Consider the following 24,395-nt stretch of genomic DNA (forward strand, 5'->3'; position numbering starts at 1 on the left):
GTTAATGGATGCCAAGCGTGAATATTTACGGCATGTCGATGGATTGCGGGCACTTGCTGTTCTTATCGTTATCTTTTTTCATTTTGGTATTAGTGGATTCTCTGGCGGTTATGTCGGGGTCGATATTTTTTTTGTCATTAGCGGATTTCTGATTACCCGTATTTTAATTGCCGAGATTGAAACTACCGGTAGTTTTAGTTTTTTGAATTTTTATAAACGCCGAATTCGCCGCCTATTTCCTGCGCTAATTTTTATTTTGTCGCTCTCTACTCTTGCTGCCTTAATAATTTTTGCGCCTGAAAATCTGGTTCAGCATGGCGGTGCGCTCGCTTCCGCTGCACTGTCTGTGTCAAATATCTTGTTCTGGTTTGAGAGTGGCTACTTCGATTCGGCGGCACATCTCAAGCCGCTATTACACACTTGGTCACTCAGTGTTGAAGAACAGTTTTATTTAGTGTGGCCAGCATTTTTATTATTGCTGCGCAATCGACTAAATATAGCAATCGGTATTACGCTGGTTGCTTTAATCAGTTTCTATTTGAATTTTCACTATGTGAAAACTGCGGAACCAGGTTTTGCTGACACACTATTTTTCTGGGCGCCGTTCAGAGGCTTTGAATTCGCCATAGGTGCGGCATGTGTGCTGCTGGAAAAGCGCCTCGAACTAAGCCAATTTGTGCGCAATGTTTTCGCTGTGATTGGTCTTGGTTTGATTAGTTACAGTGTGGTGACTCTTACAGATACCTCTGTTTTTCCTTACCTCAATGCACTTCCTCCTTGTATAGGCACAGCATTAATTATTTTGTCTGGCGGTAGCATGGCCAGCAAAATAATCTTTGAGAACAAGCTCGCGGTCGCCATTGGTCTATTGAGCTATTCGCTGTATCTTGCGCACTGGCCAATCTATTCATTTACCCGGTATGTATTAACGGATGTGAGTTCGTTTACCGTTATTTCTGCAATGCTGGTTGCGTCATTTTTATTGGCCTTGATTAGTTTTTTTGCAGTTGAGCGCCCCTTCCGCTTTGCAAGCAGCGGTTGGCAAAAGCGTTGGGTATATCCTGGTTCGCTGGCAGGTTTGTTGTTGCTTTGTATATTCGGCCTTACCTTGAAATTCTCTGATGGTTGGCCCTGGCGCTTCTCATCGGCTCCGCTCACAGCCTCACAAATAGAAGAAGGGAAAAGCAAACGTTTTATCGATTTGCATTCGGGCTGCAATCTACTGGTGCTGGAAAATACCGAACGCTGTCATATGGAGCGTCCAATCCAGATCCTATTGTTCGGCAACTCCCATGAGCCAGATGGCTACAATATCTTTAACTATTTGTATGGTGCTAACGCGAAGGTCAATATTATTTCCTTCGGAACAGTTAACGATTGTAACTTTATAATTAATGAACAGGGATTATCTTCGCCAGTAAAAGCTCTGGACTGTCAGCGTCGATTTGAAACGTTAAACAATCCGGAATTTATCAGTAAGTTGACGCATGTTGTTTACAGCAATCACACCGGCTTTGAATATGTTGCGCGGGATTTGTGGGCGGCACTCGCACATATCCAGCAGCGCAATAGCGCTCTAAAGTTGATTGTTCTTGGTAGTTATTTGGAGACATCCTTGGGGTGTGCCACTATCCGCAATAAAGAAGGAAGTTTTGATGCCTGCAAAAAGCCTGAATATATAAATTATTTCAAAACGGATGAGCGTGATCAATCAATAGTGCCAGAAGTAAAAACGTTAGAGTATCTCTACATCAGTAAGTTTGATTTGCTCTGCCCCGATGGAAAACTTGAGAGCTGCTTAACCTTTGCAAATGGTGAGCCTATGTTTTATGACGAACACCATTTGTCCTATGGTTTTGCCCAATATCTGGCCAAGCTTATCGCTTCCGAATATCAGCAGCCGCTAGTACAGTTGGGCCTGCCAAAACCATTAAGTTCGGAGTAAATACCATGTATGGTTTTTTTATGAATATCCAGAGGCTATGGAGGCAGTGCCAGCTGTGGTTGATTGCTGTTCTATTTGTTGCCGTTAATGCAGTTTTTATTCTTGGCGTTACCTTCGGTATTCCACTCAGTGATGAGTGGCGTTGGGTTAAAGAACTATTATTTCCGCTGCAACGTGGTGAGATTGGCTTAGGTCAGTATTTATTAGGTGAATATGCTTTTTTGTCCCATTCACATTATTTAGCTCTACTATTTTTGTGGTTCGATTATTCCTACCTGAGTTTGGATTTTCGGTATTTTAGCTACCTGGGTTTGTTGTTCTATTTGAGCACCTATGTTGCTTTACTGGTGTATTGCAAGCGTTATTTATTTCAAGATATAAATTTCAGCCTTGCTCCGATTCTTATACTCAGTGTCGGTTATTTTTGTATCACCAGCGATTTTCCTTGGTTGCTTGTAGTATTTGAATATGTGTATTTTTTTATTGCCATCATTACCTTGTTGATGCTGGATTCCTTCCTGCAGGGCAGAGTAGGCCTGAAGCTTTTGCTGGCGACAATGCTTGGTTGTTTAGTATTGGCTGACACTATTGGTATGGCGGCAGTTTTTATGTGCCTGTTCGCTTTGCTTATTAACGCCATTTTTGTACCCGCAAAACGTAAACCGTTTTTTCTTATAATGGCAGTAATCACTGCTTTTTTTGTATTGCAATATTTTTTGTTGGGAAAGGGCATAGGTATCAGTGCACATTCGCGTGTTGACACACTTATAGCCATGCTGCGTAACCCGGCTGATACATTGATCTCATTTATGTCCATATTTAGTCAGCCGCTAGTGGATATTAATATTCTCAAATATGTTGTCGGCGAGCGCAATGCGCCAATTTTGCAGTTTGGGCTTGGTATTTGTGGATTTATATTTACAGCTTGGATGTTGTATTACTATTTTAATGAACGCGGCTGGCAAAAATCCCAATTGCCCTTGCTTTTTATTGGTTACAGCATGATGACTTGGGCGTTGATTTTTATTTCCCGATATCAGGATTACGGTGTGTCGGTTATGGATGAGCCGCGTTACGTGCGCCTGTTTACGCTGATTTACGTGGGCGTTGGAATTGCTGCCTTTTGCATAACGCACACTGTGCAAATACGCAGAGTCTTCACTTCTGCCGCAGTTATTTTACTGTGCACATATTCTGGTTCTGCAGTCTTTAAATATTGGCAGGATCAATATATTGAATCCTACTTTAGCAATGCAAAGGCGGAGCTGTTGAAGGAGCCTATAGATTCGCAAGCGCTTGCTGTGTATATAGGTCGTTGTGCAAATGATTATTGCACCAGTGTTGTTGAGCAAATGAGAGCGGAGAAGCTAAGTATTTTTAAGGAGTCAGATATTACCCGCTAACTATAGCGGGCAATATTCTCCAGCGCCGCGCCCCAATTGCTTGGTTTGATACCAAAATTTTTTTCAATTTTGCTGCAATCCAATTTGGAATTTGCGGGGCGTTTGGCGGGGGTCGGGTAATCAGCAGTGCCAATAGCATTCAACTGTGGAATCGCTTTGTTATATAGCTTTGTTTTTTCTGCTGCGGAAAAAATTTTCTGCGCAAAACCAAACCAGCTGATATGCGGTGCACCTGAGTAGTGGTAAATGCCCCAAATAGTTGGGTTGCCCGAAGCATAGTGTTTGACAATCTGGATTAATGTCGTGGCGATATCACCAGCATAGGTTGGTCCGCCTTCTTGATCTGCCACTATACCTAAACTCTCCCGCGAGCTACCCAGGCGCAGCATAGTTTTCACAAAGTTATTGCCGTGCTCACCAAAAACCCAGGCAGTGCGCAGAATTATATGTTTATCGTTGGTGGCGATAACCGCGTGTTCGCCTGCTAATTTGCTCTGCCCGTAAATACCCTGTGGTGCAGCCTCATCTTCTTCGCGGTAGCTTCCACTGGCATCACCGCCAAATACATAATCGGTTGAGATATGCAAAATCGCAGCGCCTACTGTTTTTGCAGCACGTGCAAGATTAGCCGGGCCATCGCGGTTGATCGCATAAGCTAGCTCAGGTTCTTGTTCGGCTTTGTCTACTGCTGTGTAGGCTGCTGCGTTGATAATCACATCAGGTTTTAGCTCGGCAATACAGGTGTTTACTGCATTAGTATCGCTGATATCCAATTCGCTGCGGGTAAGTGCGACAAAATCAAAATCCTGCTCACGCAACTGTTGTTGCAGGCAATAACCGACCTGACCGTTAGCACCGGTAACTACAATCTTCATGCTTTTGCCTGCTCTGCAATTTTTAACAGATATTGACCGTATCCGGTTTTTGCCAGTGCTTTGCCTTCAGCAATTAATTGCTCTTTGTTGATCCATTTGTTGGCGAAGGCAATTTCCTCAAGGCAGGCAACTTTTAAGCCTTGCCGATGTTCAATGGTTTGCACAAAGTGACCAGCTTCAAGCAAGCTATCGTGAGTGCCGGTATCCAGCCATGCGTAACCACGGCCAAGCAGCTCTACATTTAAATCGCCACGCTCTAAATACGCATTATTAACACTGGTAATTTCCAGCTCACCGCGAGCAGAGGGTTTAATGGATTTGGCAATTTCTATTACGTCGTTATCGTAAAAATACAAACCCGTCACTGCATAATTGGATTTGGGTTTTGCAGGTTTTTCTTCGATGGAAATAGCGCGCATTTGTTGGTCAAATTCCACTACTCCGAAGCGGCCCGGATCATTGACGTGATAACCAAATACTGTTGCGCCGGTTTTACGTTTGACAGCATTGTGCAAGTGTTGGGTGAGGCCATGACCGTAATAAATGTTGTCGCCTAGCACCAGGCAGACATTGTCTTTTCCGATGAAGCCTTCACCAATAATAAAGGCTTGTGCCAAACCATCCGGGCTTGGTTGCACGGCGTAATTCAAACGGATTCCATACTGCGAACCATCACCCAGTAGGCGCATAAAGCTGGCGGAATCCTCTGGGGTGGTGATGATGAGAATGTCTTGAATGCCTGCCAGCATCAACACCGATAGCGGGTAGTAAATCATTGGTTTGTCGTAGATCGGCAGCAGCTGTTTGGACACACCCTTGGTAATGGGGTGGAGGCGAGTGCCGCTGCCCCCTGCGAGAATAATGCCTTTCATAAAAAATCCTGGTGCTTTGAATACGCATCGCCAACGCCGGTTGAGGATGCATAGATTGGATTATTGGTTGCCGAGGCGCTCACGCTGATAGCTGCCATCCTGGACGCGCTGCGCCCAGGTCAGGTTTTCCAAATACCAAATGACGGTTTTGCGAATACCTGACTCAAAGGTTTCCTCGGGTGACCAACCTAGTTCGCGTTTGATTTTGCTGGCATCAATTGCGTAGCGAATATCATGGCCGGGGCGATCCTGCACAAAAGTAATCAGTTCGCGATGCGCGTTGATGGGCAGGTCAGTGGAGGCCAGAGGGCGCAACTCATCCAGCAATTCGCAAATTTTCAGTACCACATCGAGATTTTGTTTCTCGTTGTGGCCACCGATATTGTACGTCTCGCCGATAGCGCCTTCTGTAACCACTTTGTAAAGGGCGCGGGCATGGTCTTCCACAAAGAGCCAGTCGCGAATCTGGTTGCCTTTACCGTAAACCGGCAGGGGCTTGCCTTCCAGCGCATTGAGTATGACCAGCGGAATCAATTTCTCGGGGAAGTGGTAGGGGCCATAATTATTGGAGCAGTTGGTAACCAGGGTTGGCAGGCCATAGGTCCGGCGCCAGGCGCGCACCAGGTGGTCGGAGCTGGCCTTGCTCGCAGAGTAGGGCGAGCTGGGGGCATAGGGTGTGGTTTCGGTGAATAAATCTTCCGGCCCTTCGAGGTCGCCGTAAACTTCATCGGTGGAAATGTGATGAAAGCGGAATGCGGCTTTGCGGGCTTCTGGCAGGTTTTTCCAGTAGTCGCGACTGGCTTCCAACAACTGGTAGGTGCCGACAATATTGGTTTCGATAAACGCGGCAGGGCCGTCGATGGAGCGATCCACATGGCTTTCTGCTGCCAAATGCATCACCGCGTCGGGTTGATGCTGGGCAAATACTCTATCCAGCCCGGCGCGGTCACAAATATCTACTTGCTCAAAAGCGTAGCGAGCATTGTCGGCAACACTGGTGAGTGATTCCAGGTTGCCGGCGTAGGTGAGTTTATCCAGATTAACTACCGAGTCATCGGTGTTATTAATGATATGGCGTACAACGGCAGAGCCGATAAATCCGGCGCCGCCGGTAACCAAAATTTTCATAACCAATCCCGTTATTGCTGGCGGCCAACCGAGTAGTAATTAAAACCGCGTTTGGCCATACGTTTAGGGTCATACATGTTGCGGCCATCAAAAATCGTGGCTTGGCTGAGCATGTCTTTAACCAAGTCAAAATCCGGTGCGCGGAAGGCTTGCCATTCGGTCACAATAATCAGCGCATCGGCATGTTTCAGCGCGCTTTCTTTGGTGCCGCACAACAGCAGGTCGTCGCGGTTACCGTAAATGCGCTGGGTTTCGTTCATGGCTTCCGGGTCAAAAGCCTGTACCTTGGCGCCGGCCGCCCAGAGCGCTTCCATTAATACGCGCGATGGTGCCTCGCGCATGTCGTCAGTGTTGGGTTTGAAGCTGAGGCCCCAGAGTGCAAAGGTTTTGCCTTTGAGTTCTCCGCCAAAATGCTTACTGATTTTATTGAACAGAGTGGTTTTTTGTTCATTGTTGCGCGCTTCGACGGCCTTTAGCACCTTGGCGTCAAACTTGATTTGGTCTGCGGTTTGGATGAGCGCCTGCACATCTTTGGGGAAGCAGGAGCCGCCGTAACCCACACCCGGGTAGATGAAGTGATAGCCAATACGTGGGTCGCTACCAATGCCATGACGCACTGCCTCAATATCTGCGCCAAGGATTTCGGCGAGGTTGGCCATTTCATTCATAAAGCTGATTTTGGTGGCAAGCATGCAGTTGGCGGCATATTTGGTCAGCTCTGCACTGCGTACATCCATCACGATGATTTTTTCGTGGTTGCGATTGAACGGCGCATAAAGCTCGCGCATTACATCTTCGGCGTCCTTGTTGTCGGTGCCAATAACGATGCGGTCCGGCTTCATACAGTCGGCAACGGCTGAACCCTCTTTGAGGAATTCGGGGTTGGAGATCACATCAAAGGTAAGTTCGGTTTTGCCTTTGGCTTGAAGTACTTCGGTGATACTGGCTTTGACTTTGTCACCAGTACCCACCGGCACGGTGGACTTATCCACCACAATTTTGTGGGATTCCATATGTTCGGCAATGGTGCTGGCTACGGCGAGTACGTATTTTAAATCTGCCGAACCATCTTCATCGGGCGGTGTGCCCACGGCGATAAACTGGACTTCGCCGTGTTTAACCCCCAGTGCGGCATCGATGGTGAAGCTCAAGCGGCCGGCGGCAAAATTCTCTTTGACCAAAGGTTCCAAGCCGGGCTCATAAATCGGGATTCGCCCCTGTTTCAAAGCCTCTACCTTATCGGCGTCCACATCTACACAAACCACATCGTGGCCCACTTCAGCCAGAATCGCGGCTTGCACCAAGCCGACATAGCCAATTCCAAATACGGTAACTTTCATGGTGACTTAGTTCCTTTGTAAAGAGAAAAATCCGGTTTCTACTCAGGAAACAACCTGGCTTAAATTGGCCTGGAGTTTCGCGAGCACTTGTTTTACCAGCGCAGCCGCGCGGGTCTGATCATTTGCTTCGGCATAACAGCGTAACTCGGGTGCGTTACCGGAAGGGCGCAGGTGAATAATCTCGCCATCATCAAAACGGATACGCAAACCATCGGTGGTATTAACAGCGCTTACTGTTTTGTCGCTTATGCCAAGCAGCTTGAGTAGCGCTGATTGATCCCCGCTAGCCTCGGCAATCAAGGTTTTACTGGTTGCTGTAGGCACATTCTGGATTCTATCGCTGGCCGTAAACCGTGCGGGCAGTGAAGCCACCTGCGCCGACAAACTGTGACTGGCTGCCGCCGCGATAAGCGCAATACCGGGCAGGAGTGCATCGCGGGTGGGTAAGGCTTTGAGCCATTTGCCATTGAGCTGCACATCGGAGCCCAATAAAAACCCGCCGTTGGCTTCAAACCCGGCAATCGCGGCATGGCTGCTGGCCAGCTCTTCCAATGCAGCAATGACATAAGGTGAGCCGATTCTGGTGCGGGCAACCTCGGCAAAGGCGCCACATTGTTCAATGGCGCTATTGCAGCTTACCGGAACCGCCAGCGCGTTAATGCCCAATTGGCGCGCGCACAATAGGCCAACTATGTCGCCGCGCAACCAGTTGCCGTTTTCATCCGCAATGAGTGGTCTGTCGCCATCGCCATCGGTGGAAAAAATCGCATCAAAACCATATTCCTGTGACCAGCGACGACCTTTTTCTACATCGGCATCGGCGACGGCTTCGGTGTCTATGGGCACAAAGGTGTCGGTGCGCTCAAGGCTGGTCACCTCGGCACCCAGGCTACGGAACAGATCGGCATAGAGGTCGCGGCCGGCGCTGGAGTGTTCATAAAGGCCGATATGCAAGCCTCGCATTATGCCCGGGGTGAACACCGCGCAATACCGTTGGATGTAATTGGCGGCGCCCGCCGGGTTAACCTCCGGCAGTTTGGCATCAAAGGTGGTCAGGTTTTCACGGGTATCGACAATTGCCAGTTCATCGGCTTTGGTGATTTCCCCGGTAGGGCGGTAGAACTTGAGGCCGTTGCGATCAAACGGGATATGGCTGCCGGTCACCATAATGGCCGGCACACCATCTTGCATCGCCTGGTAAGCCAGGGCCGGCGTGGGTAATACACCGTAATAATCCACTGCCACGCCCAAGGCTTCGGCGGCACCGGCGCAGGCGGCTGCCATGACCGGGCTGCTGGGGCGATTATCAATACCAATGGCAAGGCGTTTGACACTAAATTCGCGCTGCATAACACGCAGGAAACTCTGGGTAAAACTGGCGACTACCTCGTCAGTAAAATCGACAACCAGACCGCGTGCGCCGGAAGTGCCAAAGCTGATACCGCTTTGGCCAATAATTTCGTTGAGTAATTTTGTCATGACTTTGTCCACCTTAACGCTCGGAAAAACGCACTATATCGTCTTCGCCCAAATAGGCGCCGGACTGTACCTCGATCAGTTCAAGCGGGATCTTGCCCGGGTTTTCGAGTGAGTGCGCCGTGCCCAGCGGGATATAGATGGATTGGTTTTCGGTGAGAATGGATTCCTTGCCTGCTACATTCACCCGCGCGGTACCTGACACCACTATCCAGTGCTCGGAGCGGTGATGGTGCATTTGCATGGAGACTTTTTGTTCTGGCATCACGGTAATGCGTTTAACTTGATAGCGATAGCCAGTATCGATTGAATCCTGTTTACCCCAGCGGCGGTAGACTTCGCGGTGGACTCGATGCTCGGGGCGCCCGCTTTTTTTCAGGTTTTGCACTATGGCTTTTACATCTTGCACGTGATCTTTGGAGGCCACCAACACGGCATCTTTGGTTTGCACGACAATGGTATTTTCCAGCCCCACAGTCGCCACCAGGCCTGTTTCGGCAAACACGTAATTGTTCTGGCTATTAAAGGAAAGCACATCGCCTTTGTGGGAGTTGCCCTCGATATTTTTCTCCGAAACTTCCCACAGTGAGGACCAGGAGCCCACATCGCTCCAGCCCGCGTCCAGCGGAATCACTACCGCACTGTCGGTTTTTTCCATCACTGCATAGTCGATGGAGTCATCGGGGCATTTCAGGAAAGCATCTTTATTGACCCGGATAAAGTCCAGGTCGGGGTCGATATTTTCCATGGCCAATTCGCAGGCGGCAAAAATATCCGGGCGATACTCTTTCAGGTTGTCCAGATAAACGCTTGCCTTGAACAGGAACATACCGCTGTTCCAGTAGTAGTCGCCACTGGCGAGATACTTTTCAGCCGTTTGCAGATTGGGTTTTTCAACAAACTGCTGCACCACATAAGCGGTTTCGGCGCCGGCAATTGCTTGTGAATTGGCCGCTTGGATGTAGCCATAACCCGTTTCGGGTGCAGTAGGTACTATGCCAAAGGTGACCAGCTTATTTTGTTCGGCGCAGGGAATAGCCGCGCAGACTATGCGACGGAATTCGACTTCATCCAGAATGATGTGATCGGCGGCCAGTACCAGCAGCAATGGGTCCAGCCCTTTTTTGAGCGCAGCCAAGGCGGCCAGCGCAATCGCCGGGGCCGTATTTCTACCGGCAGGCTCGAGGATGATGTTGTTGTTGAGCTGGTTCAGTTGGCGCAATTGCTCGGCGGCAATAAAGCGGTGTTCTTCGTTGCAAATCACCAGCGGGGGTAGGGTATCCAAACCATTGAGGCGTTTGATGGTGGCCTGCAGCATGGTGGATTTGCCATCCAGATTCAAAAACTGCTTGGGCATCAAGTCGCGGGACAGTGGCCACAGGCGACTTCCTGAACCTCCGGCCATAATTACGGGTAGTATCATCACTGCCTCCTTGAAGGTTATGAACCCGAAAAAACGGCAACCGGGTTCAATGGACTAAGTGTATTGAATCGCAAACGGAAAATGGCGCACCCGACAGGATTCGAACCTGTGACCAACGGCTTCGGAAGCCGCTACTCTATCCAGCTGAGCTACGGGTGCTTGGTGAAATTATGCTGTTGTGCAGTATTTTCGATTTCTGATGGCGATTCCTGCCCGGAATTGCTTGCAAATAGTTGTCCAACTTGCGTGAACGGGCGCGATTCTACTGGGCTTAGCCAGTGTCGTCTAGGTTGACACTGGCGATTGTTTGGAAGTTTGTTCCCGGGCAAGTTCACTGAGCCTTAATGTCTGTTCTACCTTCGCTGTGCCCAAGCTCTCGCTCATGGTGCCAAAGTGAAAATCGCCGAGCATTTTTTCCAGGCGCGGCAAGCAGCGCTTGAGATTGGTGTAATGACGAAAGTTGCTGAACCAGCTGGCATTAGGCACGCGCGGCTGTTCCGGGTCTATTTCCCAGGGGTGCAGGTAAAAAATTTGCGGTTTGGTCTGGTTCAAACTGGCGCGCTCAAACAGCCATTTGGAGAGTGCATAGGGGTATTGGCGAAAGTAACCGCCTCCCGCTGCGGGTATAGATTGCCCCAGCACCTTGGCGGTGGTGAGCGGGAACTCCAGCAGGCTGGCGCCGCTGCTGGTAATAATCCGGTAGGGCTCTTCAGGGCTGCCGGGAATGCCGTAATTATCGTGGCGGGTGGGAAAAATGCTGGAGTCCCAGGTGAATCCCAGCTCGGCGAGAATATCCAAGGCCCAGAGCGACTTACGGGTAATGGAATAGCTGGCGGCGCGGTAGCCGGTAATTGGCGTCTGGGTCAAATCCTCAAGAATCTGTTTGGACTTGGCTGTCTCGGCGCGAAATACTTCCGGTGTTTGGGTGTAAATCAGCTGGTGGCTAAATCCGTGGGAGGCGATTTCATGGCCTTGTTGGTGGATTTTTTTCACCAGTTGTGGGTACTTCTCCGCTACCCAGCCCAGAATAAAAAATGTAATTTTTATATTGTGATCAGCAAAAAGTTGCAATAAACGCTCGGTGTTTTGTTCCACTCGCGCTGGCCAATTATTCCACTCGCTGGGTTTTATCACCTTGGCAAAAGCGGCTACATGGTAGTAGTCCTCTACGTCCACGGTCATGGCATGGGTGATGGCGTTTTGTTTCATTGCATTTAGCCTTTGGTTAATAAAACGGCATCTTGCGATGCCGTTTTATTGGTAACTTCAACTGATTTGGCCCGCGCATCCCAGCTTGCCACATTACATCCTTTAATAAACTGCCTTGTGCAGTGCTTTATTTATAACCCTACAGCTTTCTGTTTACACCTTGTAGTAGTCGCGATACCACTTCACAAAGTTTTCAATACCGACTTCCACCGGGGTGGTGGGTTTGTAGCCCACATCCTCAATCAGTGCGTCCACATTGGCATAGGTGTCGGGCACGTCACCGGCCTGCAGTGGCAACAGGTTTTTAATCGCCTTTTTGCCCAGGCAGTCTTCCAGCACTTCAATGTAGCGCAACAGCTCTACCGGATTGTTGGAGCCTATGTTGTAGATGCGATAGGGCGCGCTGGAGGTGGCTGGATCCGGGGTGTTGCCGCTCCAATTCGGGTTGGGAGTGGCGACGTTATCCAGCGTGCGCACGACACCTTCAACTATATCGTCAATGTAGGTGAAATCGCGGCGATGGTTGCCGTAGTTGAAAACATCAATCGGCTCGCCGGCGAGAATCTTTTTGGTGAAGATAAACAGCGCCATGTCCGGGCGACCCCAAGGGCCGTAGACGGTAAAAAAGCGCAGGCCGGTGGTGGGGATTTTGAACAGATGGCTGTAGGTATGCGCCATAAGCTCATTGGCTTTTTTGCTGGTGGCGTAGAGGCTGACGGGGTGATCCACGTTGTTGTGCACATCAAACGGCATAGCGGTATTCATACCGTACACCGAGCTGCTGGAGGCGTAGACCAAATTGTCGGTGCCAAAGTGGCGGCAGCCTTCCAGAATGTTCAAAAACCCGGTGATGTTCGCATCTATATAAGCCTGCGGATTTTCCAGCGAGTAGCGCACGCCGGCTTGTGCAGCTAGGTTCACTACGCGATCGGGCTTGTGGGTTTTAAACACATTGTCGATGGCGGCCTTGTCTTCCAGGTTGCAGCGAATATCGGTAAAGCCGCTGTTGCCGGTGAGATGGGCAAGACGGTCTTTTTTGATTTGCACATCGTAGTAATCATTGAGGTTGTCTATACCCACAACCTCATCGCCCCGTGCCAGCAGGCGCTTTGCCAAAGTTGAGCCGATAAAACCGGCGGTACCTGTCACCAATACTTTCATAACGCTTCCTTTATTAATCCTGACCGCTGTGCCTGATGGGATGCGCCCGCTTAGAGGCGAGCATCTACGGCATCTTTGGGGAGAATATGTTTTACGTCGAACAGCACGTGATTGCCTTTGCCCAGTGCGCGGATTTCGGCAGCGCCCATAGCGCGGAATTTATCGTGGCCTACACACAGGATAATAGCGTCATAACTGCCCGCCTTGGGTGACTCTATCAATTCCAAACCGTACTCGTGCTGGGCTTCGGCGCCATCGGCCCAGGGGTCGTACACGTGCACATTGGCGTTGTAATTTTTCAGTTCATTGATGATGTCGATCACCCGGGTATTGCGCAGGTCGGGGCAGTTTTCTTTGAAGGTCAAACCCATAATCAGAATATTGGAGTCCACCACATGACACTTGCGCTGGGTCATCATTTTGACCACGGAATCCGCCACAAACGTGCCCATGCCATCATTGATACGGCGGCCAGCCAGGATCACTTCGGGGTTGTAACCTACTTGCTGTGCTTTGTGGGTTAGATAGTAGGGGTCAACACTAATACAGTGGCCGCCCACCAAACCGGGGCGGAAGGGCAGGAAGTTCCACTTGGTGCCCGCGGCTTCCAGCACTTCCAGCGTATCTATATTCAAACGCTTGAATATTAATGACAGCTCGTTGATCAGGGCGATGTTGATATCGCGCTGGGTGTTTTCAATCACCTTGGCGGCTTCAGCAACTTTAATGCTGCTGGCTTTGTGGGTGCCCACCACCACAATTTTGCGGTACAGCTGATCCACAAATTCCGCGACTTCAGGCGTAGAGCCGGAGGTGATTTTGGTGATGTTGTGCACGCGGTGTTGTTTGTCGCCCGGGTTGATGCGCTCGGGGCTGTAGCCGGCAAAAAAGTCCTGATTGAATTTCAGGCCCGATACCTTCTCGATAATGGGCACACAAATCTCTTCAGTGCAGCCCGGGTAAACCGTTGACTCAAATACGACAATCGCATTTTTGCTAATCACGCGACCGAGCAGCGCAGAGGCTTTTTCCAGTGGGGTAAGGTCGGGTTGTTTGCTGTCATTGATGGGCGTGGGCACAGTGACTATATACACATCCCGCCCTTTGATATCGTCTTCGCGCGTGGTGTAGCTGATGTGGCTTGCCTCGGCCAATTCAGCCGCCGTCAATTCCAGCGTGCTGTCGATACCCTGGCGCAATGCATCGACTCGCGCCGGATTGATATCGAAGCCAACAGTATTCAATTTTTTGCCGAACTCCACCGCAAGTGGTAGACCGACATAACCTAAACCGATAATGCAAAGCGAGGGGTTGCTTGCGAGCATGGGAAAATTCCTTAGCGAAAGGTGAATCCAAAGAGGCGCTAAGTTACCACATTTGCCGCCATTTTTTGCATCGTGCTGTGTGTAAGTCGACACTTGGCGGCGGCAGGGTGAGGGTGCTGAATAATGTGACAAAATGCCGTCGTTGCCAATCAAGCTTTTGTCACACAATGTCGCTATAATGCGCGGCTCAAAAACGTTTACTCACAATCTGCCTGAAGGAATCGCGTTTGTCTTATATCAGACTTAATAAACACTATATTCATCTGCCTTATCTCTTCCTTGGTATTGCTGAAGCTATTTTATTGGGTTTGTCCTTTTGGGCGGCAAACCAGTTGATTGCCGCTGCAGATCCCACGCGTGAGTTGGAATTTAGTGCCTTGGGGTTAGTGGTGTTTGCAGTACTGCTAAGTTGCTGCACCCTTTCTATGGGAGTTTATACCGCTCTGGTGCGCGAAGGTTTTTCCAGCATGGTGTTGCGCACGCTGGTGAGCTTTTTCCTGTTAGGCAGTTTGGGCTTGTACATCCTCAGCGCGCTGCTAGGCGGGCTAATTCCCCAGGCGCAGATTTTTTGGGGCGTTTTAATCTCTACTGCGACCCTGATTGTTATCCGCCTTATTTTTGTCAAAGTAGTTGATGCTGATCAGCTCAAGCGCCGGGTCATTATTTACGGTGCGGGTGCGCGTGCACAAAAACTGTTGGAAGATCTGGAGCCTGAAATGAATGCTCTGGGTGTGAAAATTATTGGTTGTGTGCCGAGCGCTAATGAGGAAGTTTGTGTGGCGCCTGGGTTGGTTGTGGCTGAGCCTGCCGATTGGTTGGCTTATGTAAACAGTACGCAGATTTCTGAAATTGTAATTGCACCCGATGAGCGCCGTCGTTCAGGTGGCAATACCTTTCCGTTAAGCCAGTTTCTGGATTGTAAATTAGCGGGAGTGCCGTCCAGTGATGCGCTGAGTTTTTGTGAGCGCGAGTTGGGCAAAATTGATATCACCTTGCTTCAGCCCAGCTGGATGCTTTTTTCCGACGGCTTCAAATACTCCAAGCGGCGTTCAATCGCCAAACGCATCTTTGACCTGACACTGGCCTCATTATTTGTATTGGTGCTGTGGCCGTTTATGTTGTTAACCGCCATTGCGGTGCGTTTGGAAAGCCCCGGGCCAGTGCTCTATTACCAGACGCGCGTCGGTCTCAACGGTAAACCTTTCCGTATCTACAAATTTCGCAGTATGCGTCAGGATGCGGAAAAAAATGGCGCGGTATGGGCCAAGAAAAATGATGCGCGTGTTACCCGCGTTGGCGCTTTCATCCGCAACACCCGGCTCGACGAGCTGCCCCAGCTTTACAATGTGCTGGTCGGTGAGATGTCCTTTGTCGGCCCTCGGCCGGAGCGCCCGGAGTTTGTGGTGGATCTTGCAAAGCAGATTCCTTTCTATGAAACTCGTCACAAAGTGAAGCCCGGTCTTATGGGGTGGGCACAGCTTAAATATCCCTATGGCGCCTCTGTCGAAGACGCCAAAAACAAACTTCAATACGATCTTTATTACACCAAGAACCACAGTTTTCTCATGGATATGCTTATCATGATCCAGACGGTAGAGATCGTTCTGTTGGGCAAGGGTGTGCATTGATCATCTGCACTGCCACTTTTTAATCGCAACCACTGCGAAGGAGATGTTCCGTGAGAAAAATACTTTGGCTGGTTCAATTGATGGGCCTGGTGATTCTGGCTGGTTGTAGCACCAAACCTTCGGATATGCCTCCCCTGTCGGAAGCGGGGCTGCTCAGCGAATATCGCATTGGTGTCGGTGACTCAATCCAGATCAACGTTTGGCGCAATCCAGAGCTATCACTGGCAGTTCCTGTGCGCCCCGATGGCAAGGTGTCTATGCCATTAATCGGCGATATTTTAGCGGCCAATCAAACCGCGACCGAACTGTCGGCGGCAATTACCACCGGCCTGTCATCCTATGTGCGCAATCCTCAAGTCACGGTGATTGTCGCCAACCCCAGCAGCTCGGATTTCCAGCGCCGGGTGCGGATCACCGGCGCGGTCAGATCGCCCCAATCTATCCCTTATCGCGAAGGCATGACGGTATTGGATCTGGTGCTGATTGCCGGTGGGCCCAACGAGTTTGCCTCGGCTAATAACGCCAAACTCTATCGTCGTATTAATGGTGAAGTGAAGGTCTATCGTATTCGTTTGGATGACCTTATGGCGGATGGCGAGGTTGCTACCAATTATGATTTGCAGCCTTCGGATATTGTCAGTGTGCCCGAGCGCGCCTTCTGATTCGGTAGTCTTAACTTTTTGCAGATCAATTGGGTGAGCCTTGTCGCGTCACCGGTTAGTAGGGATGTTTCATGGATAAAGCTTATCTCAAAGACTTGTTGAACTCGCTGCGCGCAGAGCTGGTCAGGTTTCGCTACCTCTGCGTGGTTTTGTTTATCGCAGTGAGTTTTCTCGCCTTATTCCTGGGCATCGCCTGGCCTAAAAATTTCACTACCTCTGCAGTCTTATTTGCGGATCAAACCACCATTATCGAGCCGCTCTTAAAAGGCTCGGCAGAAATGACCAAGATTGATCGCTCCGAACAGGCGCGAGAAATTATCTGGACGCGCGGCATTATGCTCGCTGTTGCGAAAGAAGTCGGGTTGGTGGAAAACAACGCAACCCAAGAGCAGGAAGAGCAAGCCATTCGTCGTATCCGCGCTGGCCTCAGTGTTAAAGCCGAAGGTAACCGCTCTTACTTCCGCATCAGTTATGTTGCCAATGACCCGGATCGTTCGTTTGAAGTATTAAATGCCGTCGTGAATGTATTTATGGAAGATACGGTCAAGAAAAAGCGTGCAGAAAGTCTGGGTGCCTATAATTTTATCGATGCCCAGGTGCAGTCCTATAAAAAGCAACTTGAGCAAGCTGAAGCCCGTCTCAAAGATTTTAATTCACAAAATACCGATGGCTCCGAAGCCGATGTTGCGGCGCGTATTGCCGATTTGCGACGTCAAATTGAAATGCTGAATATCAGCATTGAAGAGTCGCAGGCGCGTTACAAAACTATCCAGCAACAACTGGGTTCTGAAGGGCAATATTTAAAGGCTAAAGGGCAGGTCGATGAGTTGCGGCAGCGGCGCCAGACCTTGGCAGCACAACTGGAGCAGTTGCTGCTGAGTTACGAGGAAGGCTACCCGGATATTATTTCTATCCGCACCCAAATTGCCGAGCTGGACGTAACTATTGAGCGTTTGCAAAGCTCCGGTGATATGTATGCCGATACCCAAAAAGCTGAAAACCCACTCTACGAAGAATTGCGCAAACAGTTGGCAAATGCCGACGTGGAGCTGCGTTCGCAAAAACGCCGCATGCAATCCTTAATGACATTGCAAGAGCAAGAGTTTGCCCGCCAGCAGCGCGTTGCAGCAAATCAGGCGCAGCTCTCCGAACTCACTCGCGACTACGATGTAATCCGCAAAACCTACGACGACATGCTGCAGAAAAAAGAAGCTGCACGGCTCTCCATGACATTGGATATTGAAGGGCAGGGCGTAAGCTATCGCATTCAGGAACCCGCAACCTTCCCACTGAAACCCTCGGGGCTGCACTTTATTCATTTTGCGATTATTGGCCCCCTGCTGGGCATATTGTTGCCATTGGGTTTACTTATCGCTTATGTGATGTTTGATCCGCATTTGCGCTCCGCGCGCACTTTGCAAAAACAATTGCCGGATGATATCCAACTGATTGGTGTAATTCCCCATTACCGCTCGCCATTGGGTGATCGTCTACTTAAAAAGGATATGTTGTTAATACTGGCCGCCAGTGCAATTGCAATGGCTTTGTATATTGCAATTGCCGTCTATTGGCAGATAACCAAGGGCTAATCGGGTAGCTAACATGGAACCAACAAAAGAGCGCAGCCTTAAACAATTAATGGCCGGTGTCGATGCGCTGGTAGAAACCAGTGATCAATTAGTTAAAACCGCCGTGCTTGAGCATCGCAAGCGCGAAAAAATAAAAAATATGGAGTTGCCTTGCCTCTGGACGCAAGACGAACTCTATGAAAAGAAAGTCATTTTTACCGGCATGCGTCAACGCGAATTGCTCAATGCATTCCGTGAAGTGCGCATCCGTTTATTGGAGCGCAGCAAAAGCGACAACATGGTGGTGCTGGTGAGTTCAGTATCCACCCATGGCGGCTCCAGTTTTGTAGGGTTTAACCTCGCAGCTACTTTTGCATTGGATCAACATAAAACTGCACTTTATGTGGATTGTAATCCCTACTCCTCGGCCGCTGAAAAATACATTACGCAAGATGTAGAGGAAGGGCTTACCCAATACCTCACTGATTACACTGTGCCGCTGAAAAACATTATCTACCCAAGTGGTATAGAGCGTTTACGGGTTATTCCTTCTGGCGGTTCAAGTGAATCGGCCGCTGAATTTTTTAACTCCAAGCGTATGGAAGTCTTTGTTGCTGAAATTAAATCCCGCTATCCGGATCGGTTTATTGTTTTGGATGCACCCTCGGTTCAGCAATCAACCGAAGCACGTATTCTCGCCAAGTATTGCGATCACGCCCTTCTCGTAGTTCCCTACGGTGCCGCTGTGACGGATGAAGTATTGGCAGCGGTAGATGCGGTTGGAAAAGAGCGTTTTGCAGGGCTGGTATTTAATAATTAACGCAGTATTTGTGTGAGGGATGCCCAAATGAAAAAATCGCCAATCGCTCTTTTGATTGCTGCCTGTACCAGTGCCACCGCAGCGGCAGCGCCCACTGCGCCGGCAGGTCAGGATTTTGGTGCAACTTTATCACTGAGTGCCCAGCACACAGATAACGCCCTCAAAACCGAAACCGATAAACTTTCCGAGCAGCAAAACGAACTGGCCGCGAGTGCATTTGCAATTTACAACAACGAATACATTGCACTGGATGCCAACTATGCCGTCAGTGAAATGCGCTACGAAGAAGACAGTCAGCAAGCGCGTACCCGAACCATTGGTAAAACTGATTTGGTGGTGGGCAAAACACACAACCCGTTTGATTTAAAAATCTCCCACAGTATTCAAAAACTTCCTAAAACATCCACCGCTCTGGATCTGGAAGAGGAAACGGATGAGAAGCAAATTTTAACGGTTCAACCCGGTTTTCGTACCCGCATTACCGGCGCCGATAATTTTTTTATCAATGCCAGTGCGACAGAAGTTGAATACCGTTTTGAGGAGCAAAAAAACTCCTCACGTACCGGTGGTTCAGTGGGCATTGTTCACGGTTTTTCGGCGGTAGATTCACTCAGTTTTTATGTCACCCAAAGCGATGTGGAATTTGAGTTCAGCCCGGATGTTGATTACAGCCAAACCATGGCAGTGCTTGCATTCGATACGCGTCTGCGCCGATTAAGTTACCGCATTGAGGCGGGGCAGAGTCGTACCGACTCCTCCAGGCTGGGGCAAAACGACGATCCTTATTATGCGCTGCAAGCAAACTACGATGCGGGCTTGCATCAGCTGGAGTTCTCCGCCAACCAGCAAATTACCGATTCATCCAGAGGCTTTAGCGCGAGCGATGTGCCGGGTGAAATAAGTGGCGGCAGCGATGTCACCGCAGAGCAGTTGGATCAGGTATTGCTGCAGCATATGCAGTTGCGCTGGTCATCCACCGCACTGTGTGAGCGCTGCACCAGCTACATCAGCGTGTTTCGCGATGAGCATGAATTTCAATCCCTGGCGCGCAATGAAGAGCGCACCGGTGGTGCTCTGGGCATGGCCTATCAACTCTCCCGCAATGCGACCTTGGGGTTGAATGCAACACGCACAGAACAACGTGTTGACGCGAGTGCCAATGAAGGGGAGTTCACTCTCGATCAGCTAACGCTGTATTACAGCTATGCGTTTTCGGGCGGAATTCGTCTGCGTTTATTTGGTATGCAATACGAGCGCAGCACTGAAGATAACCTTGGCGATTATGAGGAATTAAGAGCGGGAATAACGCTCGGCTATAACTTTTAATTGCATCAACAATATTCACTAACAATGGGAATGGTAAATTCCATGAAAAAAATTGCACAAATTGCAGCTATCACTTTGGGTGTTGCATTAATTGGATGTGGTGAAGATAAAAGTAAAAATGCAGAAACGGCATTGCGCCATCAGAATTCTGCCAAGGTTTATCAACAACAAGGGCAACTGCGAGCGGCAATGTTGGAAGCGCGCAATGCCATCCAGCTCGCGCCGGATTCAGCCGATGCCTACATATCACTGGCGCGAATTCTCAACGATACCGGTGCACACGCCTCGGCGATTAGCATGCTGGAATCAGTGGTTAAGGATGTGCCGGGAGTATCCGGTGAACTGGCCAAGGCGCATGTCGCACTAAAAAAATATCGCACTGCGCTCGATGTGATGCAAACCTATCCCGCAGCATCGGACAATCCCGCGTTGCAATATCAACAGGCCTATCTCACCGTAAAAGCAAATGTCGCTTTAGGTGAAAAAGATGCATATACCAAAGCGCTGGAAACTTTCAAGGCAATGCCAGATAGCAGTGCCGATGCGCAATACCTCGAAGCCACAGTGATGCTGGCGCAGGGGCAAACCGAAAATGCAATGCAGTTATTGCAGCAAGTGGTTGCACAAAATGATCAGCATTTTGAAGCACTGGTATTGCTGGGTAATCTTTCTCTTTACGACAATAAATTAACCGCGGCAGAAGAGTATTTAACCAAGGCTCTGGCATTGGTTCCCAGTACCGATGTCATCACGCTGGATCGCGCCAAAGTCCTCACCCAACTGACTGAAGTATTGATCCAACAAGGGCGCACCAGTGAGGCTTACACCTATCAAAAATTACTGGCCGATGCTAACCCCGAGCGCAACATTGCCCAACAAAAATTTAACGATGCAATGGAGCTTTATCAGCAAGGGAAATTTAACGACGCTGAAAAATTGTTGAAAGAGCTGCGCAAAGATTTTCCCGATGATAAAAACACTGCCACCTTATTAGGTATGGTTGAGTTCCAGCAGGGCGCAGACCAAAACGCGATAGATTTATTCGATCAATTTATTGACCCGGAAACCGCCGCGCCATCGGTAATACAGGCCGCTGCCTTGGCAAAATTTCGCAGTAACCAAATGGATGACGCGATTGCGTTATTAAAAAATGCGGCGGAGCGCCAGCCCAATAATGCGCTTATTCTCGCCACATATGGCTTGGCTTTGTTAGATCGCGATCCCACCAGTGTTGAAGGCGCTACAGTGCTGGAAAAAAGCCTTGCACTGGAACCAGGGCAGCAGCGTATTCGCATTGCTTTGGCAAAACGCTATATCGCCATTGATCAGCCTGAACAGGCCATTGCGCAGTTGCAAAAAGCATTTGAAGAGCAGCCAATGGACTTGCTGGTACAGCAAACCTATTTTAAAACCCTGCTCGCCAATGATCAGGAAAAACGTGCAGAAGAAGTGCTAAAAACCTTCCAGCAACAATATCCAGAAAGTCCTCGCGGTGCGTTTTTGCAAGGCTGGTTTGCGCTTTACAAAAAGGATTACAAAACCGCAGAAAAGTTTTTTGAGCAAGCGCTGTCAGTAAAAGGCAACAATGAAAAACAACTTTCATTTGCTGGATTGGCACAGGTTTACAATGAGCAAAACGAGCCACACAAAGCGGTAGTTGCCTGGCAATCTATTATTGAACTCGACCCTAAAAATCTTAATTCGTATCGCCTCTGGTTAGTGCAAATGGCACGTTTGGATCGCGCCAAAGAGGCCATTAGCTTTTTGGAAAATCTCGAATCAACAAGTGGTGAATGGCAGCCATCCGCAGTACTCGCGCAGCTGTTATCTTCACAGCGACAAAATCAGCAAGCGCTGGTGCATTTGGACAGGGCGCTGGAAAAAAGTAACAACGCACAAAATGTGCAGCAAATAGCAGCCAATCTATACACCGCCTATGCGGGTGAATTGATGACGGCAAATAAAATCGATGAGGCTCGAAACTATTTGCTAAAAGCCAGTGCCTTGTTCCCCGACAACATTACCTATCTCGCCGGTTTGGTGGAAACTGAAATCGCTGCGGGCAATACGGCAGAAGCGCAAAAGCTGCTCGATCAGTTCGAGAAAAGCAAACAAAATGAAGCTGGCTTGCTCTACTTGCAAGGCATGCTCCGCGCTGCAGAAGGCAAGGCGCCAGAGGCCTTTGAGTTTTATCAGCAGTCCTGGCAATCCAAACCAACCGAGTTGGCGGCAGATGCCATCTATAAACACCATCTTGCACAAAATAACAAAGCGCAAGCAGAAAGCTTTGTGGCTGAATGGCTGGAGAAATTCCCGCAAAGCTATCGTGCGAGTTTATTAAAAGCGCTCGATGCACAGGATAAAAATGATATTCCCGTGGCTATTGAAGGTTATGAGAGTGCACTGAAAAGAGCGCCAGACTCCCCCGTTCTTTTGAATAATCTGGCGTGGAGTTATTACCTGCAAAAAGATCCGCGTGCCGAAGAGACAGCTAAACGCGCCTATGAGCTGGCCCCCAATGCACCTGCAATATTGGACACCTATGGTTGGATTCTGGTTGAGTCAGGCAAGGTCAGTGAAGGCATAGTTTATTTGGAGCGTGCGGCTAATCTCGCGAAAGATAATGCTGAAATTCAGCAGCACCTTGAGGCTGCACGCAAAAAACTCAACAGCAATTAATTAATCGGTAATTGCTTATCAAATACACTGGGCCGGTCGGCCCAGTTTTGTTTTCAAGAAATCCGCCTGACACAAACCTGTACTAAAGCGGATAACCCGGGCATGGAAAATGGCAGTCGTGGAAAATAAATTGCAAACACAACAATTGTGGCAGCGCTTGGTGCCTTTTATTGTTATTGCTTTTTTGATTGCAGGCTATTGGCCAACTTTTGTTGGTTTATCTGTGGAGTGGACGCAATGGGATGAATCGCTTTCCCACGCATATCCGCTGTTGCTGTGGTTTTTGGTGCTGCTTTATAAGGTTGGCCCGCTGGGTGTTGAGCGGCAAAGTATATTTTTGAATCTATTATTTGCGGTAGGCTTGCTCACCAGCTCAGTCTTCTGGTTTTTACTGAATAGTATCCAAATCAAAATTCTGGAGCAGCTCATTCTCCTGCCAATATTATATTTAGCCTTGGCATTTACTTTCGGTATAAAAGTTCTCTGGCAGTTACGGTTTTTATTGTTGATGCCGCTGTTTGCGATCCCGATTTGGGATTACCTCAACAATAGCTTGGTACAACTTGCCAGCAACATAGTGGGCGAGATGGTGCGTTTAATTCGCATCCCGGCATTAATTGATGGCAGCAGCATTTTTATTCCCTCCGGCCACATTATGATTGCCGATGGCTGCTCCGGTTTGAGGTATCTGATTATTTCCCTGGCACTGGGGTATACCATCAGCTATCTCAATGGGTATCGCGAAAAAGGCCTGATCATTTCGTTATTTATTGCCGGTGCACTTGGTTTAATTGCCAACTGGATCAGAATATTTATTCTCATTTTGGTGGGCTATTACACCGAAATGCAAAGTTCACTGATGGAAGACCACGAAACCTTTGGCTGGATAGTTTTTGCTTTAATCTGTTTCCCTGCTATTTATTTTGCGCCAGTCATTAAAAAAGAATTTGTGCAAATAGGTGCTGCCGGAGTAAATGTCAGTTATCAAAAGCTAGTGTTGTTGGCTCTGCTTATGTCTCCGGGTGTCTGGCTGCAAGCATTCACCGCGCAAACTAACAATGCCAACCTTCCCCAAGTGAATCTTGGTGGCAGTGGGTTTGTTGCCACATCTGTTGCACTGCCACTGGCGCCTGCATTACCAACACCAAAATTAAGCCAGCAATTTGTAAACTCGCAAAACATCTATTTGCAAATTAACCAATATGCTCCGCAAAGCGAAAAAGAGCGATTGGTGCCCTACATAGCCCGTCAATTTGATAACCAATTCTGGCTGCAAGAAAATGTCCAGGTGCTGGTGTCTGGCGATAAAAAAGTACGCGCCGAGCAACTTCGGCAAAAATCCGGCTTGAAACGTGTAGTACAGGTGCAGTGGTTTGATGTGGGCGGCATAACTACTGCCACAGTTGCACAAGCAAAATTACTGCAAATTCCGGCGTTATTCAGTCGGAAACAATACTTCTCTATATTCACTTTACAGGTGGAGTGCACACAAGTTGACTGCAAGGAAAGTTTGCAGCACTTGTTGCGTGCCAGCGAATCTATTCACTAAAAGGTA

At 49.0% G+C, this 24,395-nt stretch carries 18 protein-coding genes and 1 tRNA gene; 9 read left to right on the forward strand and 10 right to left on the reverse strand.

Going from position 1 to position 24,395, the window contains the following annotated elements; genetic code table 11:
• Positions 1 to 4 precede the first annotated feature (4 nt).
• Positions 5 to 1,945 (forward strand): acyltransferase family protein, encoded by a 1,941-nt coding sequence (locus tag ACFODX_RS05365; RefSeq protein WP_378116812.1) that lies wholly within the window; start codon positions 5 to 7, stop codon positions 1,943 to 1,945.
• 5 nt (positions 1,946 to 1,950) lie between these two features.
• A complete protein-coding gene (locus tag ACFODX_RS05370) occupies positions 1,951 to 3,348 on the forward strand; it encodes a hypothetical protein (RefSeq protein ID WP_378116814.1) in 1,398 nt (465 codons plus the stop codon).
• Here the strand turns inward: ACFODX_RS05370 and rfbD are convergent.
• From rfbD to tviB, 10 genes are all read right to left on the reverse strand, one after another.
• Positions 3,345 to 4,223: a dTDP-4-dehydrorhamnose reductase gene (rfbD, locus tag ACFODX_RS05375; protein ID WP_378116816.1), complete on the reverse strand. Its 879-nt coding sequence runs from the start codon at positions 4,221 to 4,223 to the stop codon at positions 3,345 to 3,347. The two genes, ACFODX_RS05370 and rfbD, sit on opposite strands and share 4 nt — an antisense overlap.
• The gene (gene rfbA / locus ACFODX_RS05380; RefSeq protein WP_378116818.1) at positions 4,220 to 5,095 is read right to left on the reverse strand and encodes a glucose-1-phosphate thymidylyltransferase RfbA; all 876 of its coding nucleotides are present in this window, start codon (positions 5,093 to 5,095) and stop codon (positions 4,220 to 4,222) included. The genes rfbD and rfbA overlap by 4 nt, the downstream gene beginning before the upstream one ends.
• Before the next feature lie 60 nt (positions 5,096 to 5,155).
• Positions 5,156 to 6,223: a dTDP-glucose 4,6-dehydratase gene (gene rfbB, locus ACFODX_RS05385; protein ID WP_378116820.1), complete on the reverse strand. Its 1,068-nt coding sequence runs from the start codon at positions 6,221 to 6,223 to the stop codon at positions 5,156 to 5,158.
• Positions 6,224 to 6,234: 11 nt separating this feature from the next.
• Positions 6,235 to 7,563 (reverse strand): UDP-glucose dehydrogenase family protein, encoded by a 1,329-nt coding sequence (locus tag ACFODX_RS05390; RefSeq protein ID WP_378116822.1) that lies wholly within the window; start codon positions 7,561 to 7,563, stop codon positions 6,235 to 6,237.
• Between the two features lie 42 nt (positions 7,564 to 7,605).
• The gene (locus ACFODX_RS05395; RefSeq protein WP_378116824.1) at positions 7,606 to 9,042 is read right to left on the reverse strand and encodes a phosphomannomutase; all 1,437 of its coding nucleotides are present in this window, start codon (positions 9,040 to 9,042) and stop codon (positions 7,606 to 7,608) included.
• Between the two features lie 13 nt (positions 9,043 to 9,055).
• Entirely contained in the window at positions 9,056 to 10,462 is a 1,407-nt protein-coding gene (locus tag ACFODX_RS05400) for a mannose-1-phosphate guanylyltransferase/mannose-6-phosphate isomerase (RefSeq protein ID WP_378116826.1), read from the reverse strand.
• Positions 10,463 to 10,544: 82 nt separating this feature from the next.
• A tRNA-Arg gene (locus ACFODX_RS05405) sits at positions 10,545 to 10,621 on the reverse strand.
• A 126-nt stretch (positions 10,622 to 10,747) separates the two neighbouring features.
• Positions 10,748 to 11,671, reverse strand: coding sequence for an XrtA system polysaccharide deacetylase (locus ACFODX_RS05410; RefSeq protein ID WP_378116828.1), 924 nt, complete (start codon positions 11,669 to 11,671; stop codon positions 10,748 to 10,750).
• Between the two features lie 153 nt (positions 11,672 to 11,824).
• Positions 11,825 to 12,832, reverse strand: coding sequence for an NAD-dependent epimerase (locus ACFODX_RS05415; RefSeq protein ID WP_324257488.1), 1,008 nt, complete (start codon positions 12,830 to 12,832; stop codon positions 11,825 to 11,827).
• A gap of 50 nt (positions 12,833 to 12,882) precedes the next feature.
• Positions 12,883 to 14,157 (reverse strand): Vi polysaccharide biosynthesis UDP-N-acetylglucosamine C-6 dehydrogenase TviB, encoded by a 1,275-nt coding sequence (gene tviB / locus ACFODX_RS05420; RefSeq protein WP_378116831.1) that lies wholly within the window; start codon positions 14,155 to 14,157, stop codon positions 12,883 to 12,885.
• 227 nt (positions 14,158 to 14,384) lie between these two features.
• On the opposite strand from tviB, the gene ACFODX_RS05425 reads away from it, so the two are divergent.
• The 7 genes from ACFODX_RS05425 to ACFODX_RS05455 all read left to right on the forward strand — a co-directional run bounded on the left by ACFODX_RS05425 (position 14,385) and on the right by ACFODX_RS05455 (position 24,389).
• Positions 14,385 to 15,785 carry a TIGR03013 family XrtA/PEP-CTERM system glycosyltransferase gene (locus tag ACFODX_RS05425; protein ID WP_378116833.1) on the forward strand — a complete coding sequence of 467 codons (1,401 nt, stop codon included), beginning with the start codon at positions 14,385 to 14,387 and terminating at the stop codon, positions 15,783 to 15,785.
• 125 nt (positions 15,786 to 15,910) lie between these two features.
• Positions 15,911 to 16,447: an XrtA/PEP-CTERM system exopolysaccharide export protein gene (locus ACFODX_RS05430; protein ID WP_378116973.1), complete on the forward strand. Its 537-nt coding sequence runs from the start codon at positions 15,911 to 15,913 to the stop codon at positions 16,445 to 16,447.
• Between the two features lie 71 nt (positions 16,448 to 16,518).
• Positions 16,519 to 18,036: an XrtA system polysaccharide chain length determinant gene (locus tag ACFODX_RS05435; protein WP_378116835.1), complete on the forward strand. Its 1,518-nt coding sequence runs from the start codon at positions 16,519 to 16,521 to the stop codon at positions 18,034 to 18,036.
• 13 nt (positions 18,037 to 18,049) lie between these two features.
• Positions 18,050 to 18,835: a CpsD/CapB family tyrosine-protein kinase gene (locus ACFODX_RS05440; RefSeq protein ID WP_378116837.1), complete on the forward strand. Its 786-nt coding sequence runs from the start codon at positions 18,050 to 18,052 to the stop codon at positions 18,833 to 18,835.
• A 27-nt stretch (positions 18,836 to 18,862) separates the two neighbouring features.
• On the forward strand, positions 18,863 to 20,161 hold the full coding sequence (locus ACFODX_RS05445) for a hypothetical protein (protein ID WP_378116839.1): 1,299 nt from the start codon (positions 18,863 to 18,865) through the stop codon (positions 20,159 to 20,161).
• Positions 20,162 to 20,203: 42 nt separating this feature from the next.
• Entirely contained in the window at positions 20,204 to 22,840 is a 2,637-nt protein-coding gene (locus ACFODX_RS05450; RefSeq protein WP_378116841.1) for a tetratricopeptide repeat protein, read from the forward strand.
• Between the two features lie 109 nt (positions 22,841 to 22,949).
• Positions 22,950 to 24,389, forward strand: a complete 1,440-nt coding sequence (locus ACFODX_RS05455; RefSeq protein WP_378116843.1) for an exosortase/archaeosortase family protein — start codon at positions 22,950 to 22,952, stop codon at positions 24,387 to 24,389.
• Positions 24,390 to 24,395 lie beyond the last annotated feature (6 nt).

The sequence above is a fragment of the Cellvibrio fontiphilus genome (assembly GCF_042646205.1).
Classification (GTDB): Bacteria; Pseudomonadota; Gammaproteobacteria; order Pseudomonadales; family Cellvibrionaceae; genus Cellvibrio; species Cellvibrio fontiphilus_A.